The 15,144-nt window shown below is 41.9% G+C and carries 15 protein-coding genes; 5 read left to right on the top strand and 10 right to left on the bottom strand.

The genetic code is table 11. The features are described 5' to 3' along the window. Nucleotides 1-47 precede the first annotated feature (47 nt). Nucleotides 48-230: a hypothetical protein gene (locus tag ICL16_RS10310; RefSeq protein ID WP_190827016.1), complete on the bottom strand. Its 183-nt coding sequence runs from the start codon at nucleotides 228-230 to the stop codon at nucleotides 48-50. 38 nt (nucleotides 231-268) lie between these two features. On the opposite strand from ICL16_RS10310, the gene ICL16_RS10305 reads away from it, so the two are divergent. Both ICL16_RS10305 and ICL16_RS10300 read left to right on the top strand, forming a co-directional pair. Then, nucleotides 269-1,093 (top strand): sigma-70 family RNA polymerase sigma factor, encoded by an 825-nt coding sequence (locus ICL16_RS10305; RefSeq protein ID WP_190827014.1) that lies wholly within the window; start codon nucleotides 269-271, stop codon nucleotides 1,091-1,093. Between the two features lie 261 nt (nucleotides 1,094-1,354). After that, nucleotides 1,355-1,903, top strand: a complete 549-nt coding sequence (locus ICL16_RS10300; protein WP_190827012.1) for a DUF3172 domain-containing protein — start codon at nucleotides 1,355-1,357, stop codon at nucleotides 1,901-1,903. 95 nt (nucleotides 1,904-1,998) lie between these two features. Here the strand turns inward: ICL16_RS10300 and ICL16_RS10295 are convergent, their stop codons facing one another. From ICL16_RS10295 to ICL16_RS10280, 4 genes are all read right to left on the bottom strand, one after another. After that, nucleotides 1,999-3,072, bottom strand: a complete 1,074-nt coding sequence (locus tag ICL16_RS10295; RefSeq protein ID WP_190827010.1) for an AMIN domain-containing protein — start codon at nucleotides 3,070-3,072, stop codon at nucleotides 1,999-2,001. Between the two features lie 36 nt (nucleotides 3,073-3,108). Then, entirely contained in the window at nucleotides 3,109-3,681 is a 573-nt protein-coding gene (locus tag ICL16_RS10290; RefSeq protein ID WP_337906967.1) for a hypothetical protein, read from the bottom strand. After that, entirely contained in the window at nucleotides 3,653-5,821 is a 2,169-nt protein-coding gene (locus ICL16_RS10285) for a cation:proton antiporter (RefSeq protein WP_190827008.1), read from the bottom strand. Before ICL16_RS10285 ends, ICL16_RS10290 begins: the two co-directional genes overlap by 29 nt. A gap of 308 nt (nucleotides 5,822-6,129) precedes the next feature. Beyond that, the gene (locus tag ICL16_RS10280; RefSeq protein ID WP_190827006.1) at nucleotides 6,130-6,306 is read right to left on the bottom strand and encodes a hypothetical protein; all 177 of its coding nucleotides are present in this window, start codon (nucleotides 6,304-6,306) and stop codon (nucleotides 6,130-6,132) included. Nucleotides 6,307-6,512: 206 nt separating this feature from the next. On the opposite strand from ICL16_RS10280, the gene ICL16_RS10275 reads away from it, so the two are divergent. Beyond that, nucleotides 6,513-8,912, top strand: a complete 2,400-nt coding sequence (locus ICL16_RS10275) for a CHASE2 domain-containing protein (protein ID WP_190827004.1) — start codon at nucleotides 6,513-6,515, stop codon at nucleotides 8,910-8,912. 10 nt (nucleotides 8,913-8,922) lie between these two features. On the opposite strand, the gene ICL16_RS10270 is transcribed toward ICL16_RS10275, so the two are convergent. From ICL16_RS10270 to ICL16_RS10260, 3 genes are read right to left on the bottom strand one after another with little or no spacing between them, the layout of a single operon-like run. Further along, nucleotides 8,923-10,815 carry an FAD-dependent oxidoreductase gene (locus ICL16_RS10270; RefSeq protein ID WP_190827002.1) on the bottom strand — a complete coding sequence of 631 codons (1,893 nt, stop codon included), beginning with the start codon at nucleotides 10,813-10,815 and terminating at the stop codon, nucleotides 8,923-8,925. A gap of 46 nt (nucleotides 10,816-10,861) precedes the next feature. Then, nucleotides 10,862-11,065 carry a PIN domain-containing protein gene (locus ICL16_RS10265; protein ID WP_475579251.1) on the bottom strand — a complete coding sequence of 68 codons (204 nt, stop codon included), beginning with the start codon at nucleotides 11,063-11,065 and terminating at the stop codon, nucleotides 10,862-10,864. Between the two features lie 11 nt (nucleotides 11,066-11,076). Then, nucleotides 11,077-12,507, bottom strand: a complete 1,431-nt coding sequence (locus ICL16_RS10260) for an RNA-guided endonuclease InsQ/TnpB family protein (protein WP_190826997.1) — start codon at nucleotides 12,505-12,507, stop codon at nucleotides 11,077-11,079. Between the two features lie 75 nt (nucleotides 12,508-12,582). On the opposite strand from ICL16_RS10260, the gene tnpA reads away from it, so the two are divergent. Then, nucleotides 12,583-13,026, top strand: coding sequence for an IS200/IS605 family transposase (gene tnpA / locus ICL16_RS10255; protein ID WP_190827134.1), 444 nt, complete (start codon nucleotides 12,583-12,585; stop codon nucleotides 13,024-13,026). 90 nt (nucleotides 13,027-13,116) lie between these two features. Here the strand turns inward: tnpA and ICL16_RS10250 are convergent, their stop codons facing one another. Further along, complete coding sequence (locus tag ICL16_RS10250; protein ID WP_190826995.1) at nucleotides 13,117-13,401, bottom strand: PIN domain-containing protein; 285 nt, start codon at nucleotides 13,399-13,401, stop codon at nucleotides 13,117-13,119. After that, nucleotides 13,398-13,682: a UPF0175 family protein gene (locus ICL16_RS10245; protein WP_190826992.1), complete on the bottom strand. Its 285-nt coding sequence runs from the start codon at nucleotides 13,680-13,682 to the stop codon at nucleotides 13,398-13,400. Before ICL16_RS10245 ends, ICL16_RS10250 begins: the two co-directional genes overlap by 4 nt. Before the next feature lie 249 nt (nucleotides 13,683-13,931). Here ICL16_RS10245 and ICL16_RS10240 point away from each other — a divergent pair, with 249 nt between their 5' ends. Continuing rightward, on the top strand, nucleotides 13,932-14,984 hold the full coding sequence (locus ICL16_RS10240; RefSeq protein WP_190826990.1) for a spore photoproduct lyase family protein: 1,053 nt from the start codon (nucleotides 13,932-13,934) through the stop codon (nucleotides 14,982-14,984). Nucleotides 14,985-15,144: the final 160 nt, after the last annotated feature.

Here is a 15,144-nt window from a genome sequence, read left to right as displayed (position 1 = left end):
AAGCCTTTATTCTAAGCCACTAGCCATACTTCGCTCAAGCGATCGCGCTAACACCAAAGCTTGCAAGGATTAGATAGCAGTATCTTCTGTGAAAGTGCCAACTGCTTGGATACGGTAGGGTTGAAATCGTGGGCGATCGCCTTTTTACCCTTGATATCATGTCGGCGGTAATTGATTGACAATTCTGAGTTGAATATTTTTTTTTGATCGGAGTAACCTTTTCCCTTCACCTTGTCACTATTAAATAGAGTTGTTTAGTGAGGAAGACATGTCCGAACACAGTGATGCGGAGTTAATTTTTCTATCACAACAGGGAAATAAAGCTGCATTCGGTCTGCTTGTGTCGCGTTATCAACCAATGGCGCAACGCCTTGCTACAAGAGTGATCGGCAATGAGGATTTGGCTCAAGAGCTTGTACAAGATGCTTGGGTGCAAGCCTATCTTTCGCTAGATAAACTCAATGATCCAACACGCTTTAAAAGTTGGCTGTACGGCATTGTACTCAATGTTTGCCGGAACAATTTGCGTCGTCGTAAGGTAATCTGTTTTTCCCTTGAGACAACGATCGCGAATTTAGTGGATAAACCGCTACCAATCTCCGGGAGTTCGCCAGATCCTCAGCTTGTGGCAGAACAGGAAGAACTCTACACTGCATTACTAGACGCAATCGATACTTTGTCTCCCCAAAATCGCTCAGTAATTTTATTATTTTACCACGAGCAGTTTAGCTTACAAGAAGTCGCAAATCGCTTAAATATTTCAGTCAGTGCTGTGAAAGGGCGTTTACACAAATCTCGCCATCAACTGAGAAAACGATTATTGCCGCTTCAAGATCAAATTCAACTTACTTCACCTCAGGAGATTAAGACCATGACTAGTAATACTTATGCCCAAATCAAAACAGAAATTTGCTGTTCATTTTGTCGCAAAAGCAAGGAAGAAGTTAATCTTCTCATTGCAGGTCCTGCAGGTGTATTCATCTGCAATGTGTGTGTAGATATCTGTAATCAAATTATCAGCGGAGAAATTCCTCCGTCTCCATTGACGCAGGAGGAAGTTGAGAAATTGATGGATTCAGGCTTGAGCGACTAAATTCACCTTTGCTGTACCAATTAAAGTTGGCATCCATTAAATTTAGCGCTCGTTGAAGTGAATCGTGCCGATGGAGGCAGCAGCCCACAAGATGCATTACCATGCAGAGCATAGTAACGAGGAACGAGAGCATGGTAACGAGGGACGAGGAAAAACTAAAAGTGAAACGAGCGGACAATTTTAACCAATACTCGTCATACTGTAAGAGGGAGAATATTTAAACTACTCCCTGAAGACGAAGCGTGAAGTTAAGCAACTAAAATGAGACGCAAATCCACTACTGGTAGAACGACGACTACTACTCCTACTAGACCAAATCCATTCCAATCCTCTGTGTTTAATTTCACTTCCATAGCCGTTTTGGCAGGGGTGTTAGTTTTAGGAATTGGAATCGGTATAGCTTTTAGCTCTACAGCCACCTTTACACCCACAAATGTGGCTTCTCGTGAATACATTGATACCAAAGCACCCAATCCGGAAATTTGCGTACAGTATGGAGCCAGCGCTATGGTAATGGATACCAGACTGTTCGTGACTCTCAACCCTTTTAATGTCTACGTTTCTCAGCCAAGTATGCGCCCTGGATGCGTTCTACGTTCCAGTAACTGGGCAATTTTAGAGCAAAGAAAACTCGTGAACAACGATCAGGTAAGAGAATGTAAGAACCGCCTGAACTCTTTTGCTTATACAGGTGATTTAAATACTGACAAACCTGAGATTAACTGTGTTTACCAGAATGACGCTGCTAAAAACTTCTTTATCGCTCAACCAGGGGCAGTTGCAGCACCTCAGGAAACGGAAAGATTCTAGTATGGGGGGAATGGCTAATGGCTAATGGCTAATGGCTTTTAACAATTAGCAATTAGCAATTAACAATTAACAATTAGCAATTCCCTATTCCCTGCTTAGTATTGTCTCAGGGGCTTACCAAACTCAATTACTCTGGAATTAGGAGAAGTGGGTGGATTGTTAGGAACATTTTGAGCCGGAAAGTCGGGCGAAATTAATGGCGGAACATTATTAAGATTACCAGACTGATTTGGGAAAGAAGGTGGGGGAAGAATCGAACCAGGTAGTGGAGAGTCGTTATTAGAGCCAAGTGGCGGTACGGTGACAAAAGGTTGCTGTGGCGAATAGCTATTTGGTGGTAGGGGTGTCAAGGTTGGCGGGACACTGGGTAGGATAGGTTGTGGTGGGTTGTTATAAATACTTTGCGGCTGTGGCGGGTTGTTGTAGATCCCTACTGGTGGTAGTAGGTTACTTGCTGGTTGTGGGGGGTTGTAAATATTGGACGGCTGTGGCGGGTTATTGTAGCTCCCCATTGATGGTGGTGGATTGTTATAAACATTCTGCGGTTGTGGCGGATTGTTATAAATTCCTATTGGTGGTGGCGGGTTGTTATAAACATTCTGCGGTTGTGGTGTATTATAGACATTAACTGGTGGCTGTTGTTGGTTGTACCCTGGTGGTTGTGGTGCGGTAATTGTTGGTTGCACACCGGGTTGAGTAGGAAATGGTGAGTAAGTACGATCGCCTGTTGCGATCGCCGATCTTAAAACCCAGCGAGTAGCATTTTGTAGAGAAACTGGTTGCAGTTGTACCTGGTTTGGATTTAAAGAAGCTCCTGGTGCTAAATCCATCACAATACGAGTGACACCTGCTTTTAATTGAGAAACGCGAATACTTTGAATTGCCCCAGAATAATTTTGTTGAGTAGGAACATAGCCCAAGTTAGTATTCGGTACATCTACAACCAGACGAGGGGGTTGGGCGAGATAGAAGTAACGAGGTTGTGCCGCTGTAGAGAGAGTAATTTCTAGTTGTGAAGCTTCTGGATAGAAGCGCCAATCCTCCAGTTTACCCATTGGGATCGCTGCTTTAATATCAGTCTTTAGGGAGATGACAGCAAGCAAAGTTAACAAGAAAATACCGAAATGCTTGCTGTACCGAAAAATTCGCCTATTCTTGAATAATTCCATCTTTTTATCCCTTTCCCATGATTAATTTTGCCGAACTCAATGGCTATTTAACTTCTCAGATTGTTCCTGAGATTTTTGTGGAATTGCGGTAAATTCTATAGTGTCAGTACCATTTATGTTCATTTGACCGTTCAAAGACTTTTGATCGACTAGTTGAACAAGCATAGAGACTGAATCAAAAGAATTAATATTTGTTGGCGTTTGAGAACCTATAATATTACAAAGTATGGTTCTAGATACTTTTCCAGATAAATTTAATTGTTGATTACTCAACCTACCTGTAAGAGTTGGGTTACTTGTAGTAGAGGTAAATAATTCGGTAGTGGCGTCTGCTGGTAATAAAAACCCATTCAAATAAATTCCTGATTGCTGAATTTTTAACATCAAAACGTCTGATTTCTCGCAGATTGGCAAATTTTTCTGGAAGGAGAGGCGATAGTTTTCCTCTATTTGGGAAGGCGCTTTGAGTTTTGTTTCTCCATATACAGTTACGACTTTAAATAAAAGTAGTACCGATCCTATCGCCACGCCGTAAAAGGCTAAGGATTTAAGGTTGAGGTGATGCATGAGGTAGAAAGCACTAACTGTTGACGGATGGTTGAGAGTCACCAAGCACAGAGGTGAGGTGAGAGGTGACTTGACTGTAGCGACGAGTAATTAGCAGCGAGGAACGACAGTGGATAGCTAGTTCATCTGTATATCTTCCCAAAGTTTGACGCTCGATCCCCCAAGCACGGCTAGTACCAGCAATAGTTAGATCGACAACTTCTGAAGCTGCTACTACAGCTTGAAGCGGTTCTTTTGCTTCCACAACTTTAATATCTATGCGTGAGCGCACATTTTGCGGTAATTCTGCCATCAAGCCGCGCAGTTCATAACTTAATTCATTTTTTACCTGATTATCTGCAACTACCTGTAAAATTAGCAACCGACAATTTTCCATATTTACTAGCATTCTCAACGCAAGTACTAAAGCCAAATCATCATGGATGTTTGCCGAGTAGGGAACTAACAAACTTTCTAAACGCTCTTCTCCTTTGTCTACAAATACAGCAACATCCACAGGTGCGCTAGTAAGAATTTGCCCAACTCTTCCACCTAAGCGATTCTTACTAAAAGCTGGGCGATGCCATCCCAGTAAAACTAAATCGGCTTGTTCGAGTAAAGCTATCTGTGCTGTTGTACGTGCAACATTGCTTGATATGCGCACCATAGGATGCACATAAGCGCGTATTTCCGGTGGTTCTAAACGTTCAATCAGTTCTTCTAACTGTTGAGTTCGTTCTGCGATGAGTCGGTTTGCCTCAACAGGGGTATTTTCAAAGGCGTAATCTTCTTCAAATTCAATCAGGCTAAGGGGTTTAATCGTAGAAGGGTGTTGGTGGTTAACAGCGATCGCTACTGCCAATTGCACCAAACCTTTTTGCGTACTGGGATTAGCTACTGGAACCAAAATTCTATATTGTTCGTTGTTAGCCGTACTCTTATCGTCAGCTTCTTCTTTAGATTCTTCCACCATATCCAGTTTAATTAGATGTTTCGGATATGTCCACTCCAGTAGTGGTGAAGTCATAAATGTTGTTACCAAGGCCATAATTACCAGCATGGTAAACAGTAAGGGCGAAATTACTCCCAAAGATAAACCAATGTTAAGTACGATCAACTCGGTTAAACCACGAGTATTCATTAACCAACCGAGTGCCGAGGCTTCTCGCTTACTAATTCCACTCACACGAGCTGCTACATAAGTACCAACGTATTTACCTGCGATCGCTACTATCAAGACAGCTAAACACAACCCCCACAACTCAGGTTTATTCAGCAAACCAATCTGCGTGCGCAGTCCACTATATGCAAAGAAAATCGGTAGTAGAAATATTAGCACAAAATCTTCTGTCTTGATTGCCAATTCCCTGACTAATCCAGCATTCTTAGGCATCGCTGCACCAAGTAAAAATGCTCCAAATATCAGGTGAATGCCGATTAATTCGGTGAGCAGGGCAGAAGTAACTACTCCCATATATATGTAAGCCAAAACCAATTGACTCAGCCGCCCAGTGCGACGGTAGTAGGTAGCAAGGCGTTGCAAAAACCAACGTCCCACAGTTACCATCAAAGCGATATAAACTACACTACCGATAATCGTGGGGACAGCGCCTGCAATGCTACCTGTACGGGCAACAGCGATTGCTACTGCTAACAAGCACCAAGCTGTCACATCATCTACTGCTGCACAAGTTAACGCCAATGTTCCTAACCGGGTTCGGTGTAAGTTATTCTCAGTAATAATTCGTGCCAGTACCGGAAAAGCAGTAATCGACATAGCTGCCCCCAGAAATAGGGCAAAAGCAGTAAAAGACACACTGGCATTAGAAACTAGAGGATAAAGCAGTATTGCCAGTAACGTTCCTAAAGAAAATGGCACTAAAATACTGACATGTGAAGTCAAAATTGCTATCTCTAAATTGCCACTCAGATATTTAGGATTTAACTCTAATCCAATCAGAAACATGAAAAATATCAATCCAATCTGAGACAGCACATTTAGGAAGGGAATAGTTTCAGGCGGAAACAAGGTAGATGCTAAATTTGGAGCAACCAAACCAAACAGAGAGGGCCCTAGCATAATTCCGGCGACAATCTCACCAATTACCAGGGGTTGCTTAATCCACCGGAAGCCAAGCCCCACTAGCCGTGACAGTCCAATCACAATTAGCACTTCAATTAAAACGAGAACAACTGTGTGCATAGTTTCCTTTCCAGCGACTATCCGGTGTTGTTAAGATGATTCTTTAAATCAATTGACATGTCAACCGTTTTATTACTTGTCTAAGTTCATTAACTTTTATTAACGTTTCTGATGTTGATAAATCACATTTATCATTACACGCGAGAGCGTATAATTATGAACCGCTTGGTGCATTCTAAGCTGGGATTTTTTCATCAGTTGTTCCTGGTAATAAAAAAGTAACCAACGGTGATGGCATAAGTGTAGTAATAATTGCCATTATGACCATAATGGTAAATAAAGTTGGAGTAATGATGCTTTGTTCCAAATCAATATTTAAGATAGTTAACTCCATCAAACCGCGTGCATTCATTAACTGCGATCATCTCACACACAACATCGGTTTGCCCCAGATAGCGTTTCCCCACAATTGTCACAATGCGACAGGTAGCTAAAATAACTGTCAATTGTAACAATAGCTTGATAACTAGCTCAAAGTTCGACATGGTATTCCCTTTTGAGGAGTGATGCTATTCATTGACAAATCTGCTTTGGGCAAATCCAAAGATGAACAAACGACATACCCCGATAGTTTGCCAAATCATTTGTAAACTAAGTGACAGCGAGATGTATAGATTATTACTAAGTTTTGTATCTAGTTTAATACTGACAAAATATGTGTCAAAATTAAAAAAACTAAGGTTGGGGTGTGATGCTGAAAATACTACAAGAGGGACGCTACAAAGTAATATCAGCATTGGCGGAGGGTGGATTTGGTCAAATCTACCTTGCCGAGGATACTCATAGACCAGGCAATCCCAAATGTATTGTTAAGCACCTCAAACTCGCCAGTCAGGATTTAACTTTTTTGCAAGTGGCGCGGCGTCTGTTTAATTCTGAGGCAAAAACTTTAGAAAAGCTAGGGCGTCACGAGCTAATTCCCCAATTGTTAGCTTACTTTGAAGAAAACCAAGAATTTTATTTAGTACAAGAATATATAGAAGGACATTCCCTAAGTGAAGAACTTGCTGACGGGAAAAAATTAAGTGAAGTTCAGGTGATTGCGCTTTTACAGGATGTGTTGGGTATTTTGGAATTTGTTCACACTTCAAACGTGATTCATCGCGATATTAAGCCAAGTAACTTGATTCGACGACAAAAAGATGGTAAGATAGTATTGATAGACTTTGGCGCTGTAAAAGAAATTCACACCCAACTAGCTATTAGTTCTGGTCAAACAGACCTGACCATTGTGGTAGGAACCCAAGGCTACATGCCTAACGAACAATCTGCTGGGAAACCACGCTTCAACAGCGATATATATGCACTAGGTATTGTTGCAATTCAAGCCTTAACAGGACTAAAATCCTCCCAGCTAAGAGAAGATCCGAACACGTTTGAAATTATTTGGCGCAATCAAGCTCAAGTTAGCGCAAAACTAGCAGATATTATTGATAAAATGGTGCGCTATGATTTCCGTCAGCGTTATCAGTCAGCAACAGAGGTTTTGCAAGCTTTGCAGAAATTAACGGATGCGCCTATTTGTGAGCAACGCCGCGATTTTCCCATCCGGATTGGTATAAGCTTGAAAATACTAGGAGTTGGGTGGATAGCAGCAACAAGCTTAATATTGGGAGTACGTTCGTTGGGATGGTTCCAACCTTTAGAACTAGCTGCACAAGATCGCATGATGCGTATGCGTTACGCCACACAAATATATTCTGCTGCATCTTACGACGATAACGCAATTAGAGCTAAAAACCATCGTTTATTAGTTGTGGAAATTACACCGGAAGATATCAAGCAAAAGAATGATAGGTTGAGCGTGCGATCGCTCAATCAACTTTTGTCAAAACTACAATCGTATCAACCCAGTGTGATTGGTTTAAATATCGACCAACCACACCTGAACAATTTTCCCACGGATATAGACAGCAAGGATAACATCATTGCTGTCTGCACATCAAGTCAGGGGGATCGAGAAATTCCGCCGCCTATTCCGATAAACAATATAGGCTTTGACAATCTGATCCCTGACACAGATGGTATGGTACGCCGCAGTTTGTTGTTTACAACTTTAAATAAAGACAAAGAATGTGATACGTCTTACTCATTTGCTTTCCTACTGGCAATTAATTACCTACAAAAACAAGGCATTAACTACAATTACATTCCAGGACGGTATTTTCGTTTAGGTAAAACCATCTTCTCACCTTTACAATCTAATTCAGGAACTTATCAAATACGACTTGATTACCGCGCTGCTGCCGATACACCCAAAGTAAGCTTAAACGAAGTTCTTACAGATCGAATTAACCCAGAGTTGGTGAAAGATCGGATAGTTATCATTGGTAGCACTGCAACCAATTCCAGTGATGGCTTTTACACACCCTACAGCGATCGTAAAATATCTAGTACATTGATTCATGCCCAAGTTGTCAGTCAAATCCTCGATACTGTTTTAAACAACCGTCCCTTATTCTGGTTTTGGTCAAAATGGGCAGAGATAATCTGGATTGGAGTATGGGGAATAGTTGGTTTTATATTAGTTTGGCGAATTCGCAACCCCTTGATTTTAGGTTTGAGAGGAATAGCGATGCTGGGAGTATTATTTGTGACAGTATTTATCAGCTTTACCCAAGTAGGTGCCGTAATTCCCTTAGCCGCCCCTGCTTTAGCTTTAGTTGTCACTGGCGCTTTAGTATTTGCTAGCCGCGCTTTCGCTCAGCAGCCACCAACGATAAGAGACTCTACCCCCGTGCCGCTAATTCCACTCCTACCTACTGAGTTAAATAGCGTACCTGACGACAAAACACTTCCACCAGTTAGCTATCTATCTGGCGCTACAATATCCACTATCCAAGGCGATATCGCTGTTAATGAAGTTAGGCGTTACGTACTCAAGTGCAACCAAGGACAACAGTTAACAATGGAGGTACTATTTGGAAGTGTTAATTTGACTGTTGTCGATCCAGATGGCACAACTGTTGCTACAACTATTCACCAATCTATGAAACGGCAGGGTTTACTTTCCAAGGGCGAATACACAATTGAAATTGCTGCTCTTGAGCAATCAACTTACACTATTAGTGTTGATGTGTTGTCTTCATAGGGAAATTGTATCACCAAGAAAGTCGTAAACCTTGTTTTCTCATAGTTTGTTGTAATTGAGCCATTCGTTGCTGTGGAATAATATCAGCAGGGGTTAAATCTGGTTGGGTAAGCAGCCAAGCTGCTGTTACTCCTGCTGCTGCGCCGATACTCCACTCGCTATTATGTACGCGAGTCACAGCGTTGACAATGTGAGTAACGGCGATACTCTTGCCACCGATAAGGAGATTATCTACTCGCTGGGGAATCATGCTTTCCAAGGGAATTTTAACAGGGCGAACCACAAACTCTCTAGCTGGTGCTTTTGTCGCTTCGTTTGCCGGTTTCCAGTTGCGATCGCGACACCCATGTATATCTATATCATAATGAGTCACAGCTACCACTGTTTTCGAGAAGTCACGACCACCAGACACATCTGTTCTAATATCTGCTTCCCGCATCATAAACTCACTTTGCCCGTGAGCAATACGTCCTAAAATTCGCCGTCCTTCCCTAATATACGGTACCATACTTAAACCTGAAGTTGTACCCATCAAAGACTCAGATCCAAATAAATACGCAAGAGGATAACCCGGTTTATTTTGAGTTTCCATCAACCATTCTGCAAACAGCAGCGCATGATTTTCACCTTCCTTAAGTGCTGCTAAGGAAACTCCCCCCATCCAGTTTTGACGTTGCCCAGAAGCGGTAAGCTCCTCAGATGTGAGAATCAAAGGCGGATTGATTAAGTTCCAGTCATTGCCGCGATTCCAGTTTACCATTGTCATATCGCCAAGGACGGGATGATCAACAAAGGGATCGTTACGAGTTTTACTCACAATGCGTCGGTAATTGAAAAAGCTTCTCCCTGCAAAGAAAGGGAACCCTTTTACCGAGTAGTCACGCCGATGTTCTTCTTTTGAAATTCCCAATTCAATTTGCGCTAGTTGAGTGCGACTCAATCCGCCATCATCTCTAAGTGCAAGTACAAACGGAAAAGTAAAAGCTTGAGTGCATTTCGGGTTGTCTTGAGGTGCTGCGTGAATTTCACCAGTTGTAGCACGAGATTCTGAACCCAGACGATGGGGGATTCCTGCCCATCCCACCAATTCTCCAGTATCAGTAGCATCGATAACGATCATGCGCGAGCCTACTGGCGCTTGCAGTCGCACTGGTACTTTCTCAAATTCCTCATTGTTAAACCAGGAGTACCAGGAAGTTAACTCTTGCGAAAGCCGACCTTTTGGTGTATAATTCGATTCTCGCGGAATTCGTTTTACTGCATAAATTGCCACAATTTGCTTACCCGTGCTGTCAAATTTAGCTCCTTTGAAGGCTATGGAAGTCCCCCAACGACTTCCAGGAGCAAGACGAGAAGAAGATTGTAGCAACTGTTCTGATGCTGATGCACCAGCTTTGGGTGGAAAACACAACTTCCCTACCCAGCAACTATTAATATCAGCAACTTTGAGGGAAGAAGTATTCGCCCAAGCGGGAAGTTCTACTGGTTGCTGTTTAATTAACTGCTTGAAATCAATCCAACTTTTTGAATAATTTTCCTTTGCACGCATCGCCAGCGATTCATCAACCGCCGATACTCCTTGAGAACTAATTTGTCCCCCTATCCAAGGAGTGAGTTCAATTAAGCAAGTCTTTGCACCTGATTGCATTGCTTTAGCTGCTGCTGCAACTCCTCCCAACGAACCACCCACAACTACAACCGAGCATTCCCATACTTCTTTTGCCGCAGGTAAGGGGTTAAGCTGGGGTAAGCCATTTGGTGTGATAGGCGGTTTAACTTTCGCCTGGGTGGTTTGAGTTGATTTCCCAGTCCTTTTATGGGTATGAAGATAACCGACAGCGACAAGGAAACTTAGAGCTGATATGAGCAGAAGATATTGAACTAGACGGTGGGGTAGCTTCACTTCAAGTTATGGTAACGTACTCGAATTAAAGAGTACAACAATTGAATCAACTGTCATTATTTTGGTACTTTTGTAACAGTACCTGAATCAGCTTAGATGAAGCTCGAAACGTGGTTTGCTGTAGACGATTAATGGAGTCTGGGAAATCTAGGAGATTTTGCCTCCCAGCTTCATCCAATACACCTAATAATCCAGTCACTCTCAAACCACGAGCTTGAGCAATCTGTCTTCCTAACAAATCATCAATAATGAGTGAACTACCTACACTCGTCCTTCGGACAGAGTGTAGGCTTCTGGCGTCCCATCAACACTGCTTTTAGACACAGTGTCTAGCTTTCGCAGAACTTCCAAAACTTCCTTTGAGGTACTAGCTGTCGCACTGTTCGTAACTACCAGTTTCCCTCTCCGGCTTTTTATTGTTGGGAACAGTCCCAGCCCAACACGCTTAACGTTTATCGAGGCATTAATGTCTCTGTCTACGTTAAGCAATTCTTGAAGATCAAAGTAATCCCTGATTGAGCAATCCGTAAATACAAATTCGTCACGGTATGCCAACAACTGCGAAGTGTATGCAGGTTTTACCTTTATTGTCACTGCTCCAGCTTTTGAGGCTATGTAGTCCAGCGTTGTAAAGAATTGACCGAAACTTGCGTCCAACCAAGATTTATTCAATCCTGACTTAGCGCTTTGTCCATTTGGAAGAAACTTTCCATCATCATCTTTTTTGGCTTTATTTCTTTTAGTCAAACTTAGTATATTTAGGTCTTCATGAAAGAAAACCTTCTTGCCAGTGCGTACAAGTTTGTGAGCGGTTTTATAAGCGTGGTCTTTACGGGAGCGTGCAATACGTTGATGTTCCCTCGCCTCTATGACGGCAAGTTTACGACGTTTAGCACTACCTCTTTTCTTAATAGCTTTCCGTCTTGAAACCTTGGCTAATCTATTTTGAGACTTACGAAAAGACTTTAATGATGGTAACTTTTCACCTTCGGAAGTTGCTAGATAGTCGTTTTCATGAAGTACCGCGTCTATACCAATTGAATTATCCCAAGTAGAGACAATTCCATCGGGATTAAAAACTGGTACTGTTGGGTCTTCTAAGGCGATAGTACAGTACCATCCATCGGCTTTTTTAGTTACCAAGATGTTTTTCAGAGTAAAACCGTCTGGCAATGGGCGATGTAGTCTTACTTTTAGCCAACCGTTTAGCTTAGAAATTGATAGAAATAACCAATCTTTTTCTATTCGTTCAATGGTTACAGCCTGACCTTCAAAACGCATAGTTCGGAAACTGGCGATATTTTTAAACCTTGGTTTACCGCTTTTCTTTCCGTTACTATCACCTTGAACAAATCTACGAAAAGCTTCATCAACGCGCTTTGAAACATCCTGTAATGTTTGAGATGGTACTCGCTTAAAATCTAACAGGTACCCAGAATGACCTATTTTTCTTAAGTCTTCTTTAAATATTGGTAATAGTTTTTTTTGAGAATAAAAATCTGGGTTGTCTCTTAACTCAGGTAACGAACAAATTAACGGACAACTATTAATGCTAGTCCGATTATTTTCCCACCAATCAAACCTATCTCCAAGCTGCCAATTGTACCAATATCGGCAAGTCCTCAACCATTCGTTTAACTCTAGTTTTTGATTGGTGTCTGGATACATTCTGTATTGATAATTTAGCAGCATTGGAAAATCACCTCCTTTTTTATCACTGTTACTATTATGGACTACACTGATTATAGCAGAGTTCCCAAAAAAGTTGTGAAAAATGATTTTGTTTCAAAAGGGAGGTCAGTCAGTGACTTGAAAGCGCATCTTGTGCTGACTACCAAATATCGGCGCAAAGCTATAACTGGTGAGATGTTACAGCGTTTGCATGTTATTCTTGAAGACTTGTTGGTTAAATGGGAGTGTAAACTAGTTGAATTTAACGGTGAAACCGACCACGTACACTTGTTATTTCAATATCATCCAGATTTGCAATTAAGTACACTAGTTGGAAACATCAAATCAACAACATCCCGTAGACTCAGACAAGAATTTGCAGAACATCTGAGTCGTTTCTACACAAAAGATGTTTTTTGGAATGGATCGTACTTTATTGCTAGTTGTGGCGGCGTAACCATCACGACTTTAAAGCAGTACATCGAAGCGCAAGATAGCCCGGAGAATGGCAATTCCTCAAGCACCCCGCTCCCGCGTTGACTGTCAGTCAACATAGGTCGGGGGTGCTTTCGTCATTGCCCCAAAATTCATCCCACACTGCCTTCGGTCAGATGTGGGGCTTCTTTTGGGTTAAGCTAAATTGGCTTTTTGCTGTTCTGCTAGAACAATGGCGTCACGCTCACCGGGATCTAAGCTATCTAAATTCTCATCAGATAAAGTATTTACCGATTGAATTACCAACCATGTAGGTGGTGTTTGAATCCATGTTTGGACGATATTTGGAGAACGAGCATTAATTAGTTCTTTTTGAACAATTTCAGGAATCACTACCTTACCATATAGTTGGGGAAGTACATCTATTTCACCAATCAACAAAAGATAACAAATTGGCGATGTATCCGCAACTACAATCATTTATAGTTTAACTTTCCTTCTTGTCGAAGTTGCTCATGGGTTTGGCGATCGCTCACGTAATCAGTTTCGTTATACTGTAAATCAATGCCTTTTGCTTTGAGAAAGGCATCAGCTTCTAAGCGTGTAGACATTCCCAGCAACTCTCGCACCTTCCCCACACTGATGGAACCTTCAAGATAAGCTTTTTCCACAAGCATTTCCAGCAACTTGCGTTCTAAGTTGCCCCATTTCGTTTCTAAGGAATGAGCAACATCGTCCGGTAAAGCAATCTGAATCTGCATCAATCTTTGTACTCTGTCTTTCTTCTATCTTATTAGAATACCGCAGTGTTTTTCGCACTTCCATAATTGTAACACTAGAAAACTAGTAGGTTGGGATATCATTATTTACCTACTACGGCTTACCGTACCAGTTCATCCGTCCAGCTTAAATACACTAAAGTGTTGACGACATCAAGAACTTAAATGACGCTGGAAACTATCTCTTCACAACAAACTAGTCCCCCAGTTTAAAGTAACGCTTTACGTCGATTGCTAAATATTAAAGAGATTTATTACGAACCCGCTGTTGCTAACTATACCAGAGGTCAAGAAATATTGGCACAGTACCCTGATGCCAAACTCATTGAGGTAGCTTCTCATTGGAAAATTCCCGAATTACATGGCAACTCTGACTTAGTAGAAGATTGGAACAGAATTAAACGCACTGTTTTGGTATTAGGCGTCAAGAAGTCTCTCCAGTGTCGCCCTAACTGCCGTAGCTCAGATTTTGTCGCTCCTTCCCATGCTAACGGCTGCGCACAGGCTTGTGTTTACTGCTACAATGCTCGGCGTAAAGGTTACGCAAATCCCATCACCACATTTGTCAACATTGAGCAAACTTGCCGCTACTTAGAGCGACACACTGCTAAACAGGGCATGAAGCTAGAACTTAACCAAGTAGATCCGACTTACTGGGTATACGAAATTGGCGAGAACAGCGATTGTTCCGTGGATGCTGCTATTTGCAACAACGTTAAAGATATTGTTACCCTGTTTAGAAGTTTCCCTAACGCAAAAGCAACATTTGCTACCAAGCATGTTAACAGAGACTTGCTTACCTATGACCCGCAAGGCAAGACTCGCATTCGTTTCAGTCGAATGCCTCAGTCAATGGCTCAAGTAGTAGATGTACGTACTTCTAGTATACCTGAACGCATTGGCGCAATCAATGATTTTGTTGAGGCGGGCTATGAAGTTCACGTCAACTTTGCACCAGTCATCTACTATGACGGTTGGTTAAGAGACTATCAACAGTTGTTTGAGCAAGTGGATGATACTTTATCACCTGCTGCTAAACAGCAACTACAAGCAGAAGTAATTTTTATTACCCATAATGAGGAACTGCATCAGGTAAATATGGGTTGGCATCCTCAAGCAGAAGATATTTTATGGCAACCTGAATTACAAGAACAGAAGCAATCCTCAACAGGTGGCATCAATGTACGCGCTACAAGCACGGGTTTAAAGGGCAGTTGGTTAAGCAATTTTGTCAACAGCGCTCGCCAGCAGCTACCCTACTGCACAATTCGCTATGCTTTTTAAAGTTCGTAGTAAGCGCAAAGAGCGCTTATTACAAACAACCTGCGCACCGTTTACTATCTTGGGGACGTTTTCATTTTTGATTTTGAAATTGAATGCGTATAACTACTGGAATCCGGTAGTTACCTTGGTTTTATCCCAGAGCTTACGATAAGAGCGGGTT

This window comes from Iningainema tapete BLCC-T55, from assembly GCF_014698965.1.
Lineage (GTDB): Bacteria > Cyanobacteriota > Cyanobacteriia > Cyanobacteriales > Nostocaceae > Iningainema > Iningainema tapete.
Note: the sequence above shows the minus strand (reverse complement) of the source record. Positions and strands in the feature narration are given on the sequence as shown.

Bases quoted from the DNA above. Each gene is read 5' to 3' on its own strand.
- ICL16_RS10275 (WP_190827004.1), top strand. From the start codon at position 6,513: ATGCTGAAAATACTACAAGAGGGACGCTACAAAGTAATATCAGCATTG.
- ICL16_RS10280 (WP_190827006.1), bottom strand. From the start codon at position 6,306: ATGTCGAACTTTGAGCTAGTTATCAAGCTATTGTTACAATTGACAGTT.
- ICL16_RS10285 (WP_190827008.1), bottom strand. From the start codon at position 5,821: ATGCACACAGTTGTTCTCGTTTTAATTGAAGTGCTAATTGTGATTGGA.
- ICL16_RS10245 (WP_190826992.1), bottom strand. From the start codon at position 13,682: ATGCAGATTCAGATTGCTTTACCGGACGATGTTGCTCATTCCTTAGAA.
- ICL16_RS10250 (WP_190826995.1), bottom strand. From the start codon at position 13,401: ATGATTGTAGTTGCGGATACATCGCCAATTTGTTATCTTTTGTTGATT.
- ICL16_RS10300 (WP_190827012.1), top strand. From the start codon at position 1,355: ATGAGACGCAAATCCACTACTGGTAGAACGACGACTACTACTCCTACT.
- ICL16_RS10295 (WP_190827010.1), bottom strand. From the start codon at position 3,072: ATGGAATTATTCAAGAATAGGCGAATTTTTCGGTACAGCAAGCATTTC.
- ICL16_RS10305 (WP_190827014.1), top strand. From the start codon at position 269: ATGTCCGAACACAGTGATGCGGAGTTAATTTTTCTATCACAACAGGGA.
- ICL16_RS10260 (WP_190826997.1), bottom strand. From the start codon at position 12,507: ATGCTGCTAAATTATCAATACAGAATGTATCCAGACACCAATCAAAAA.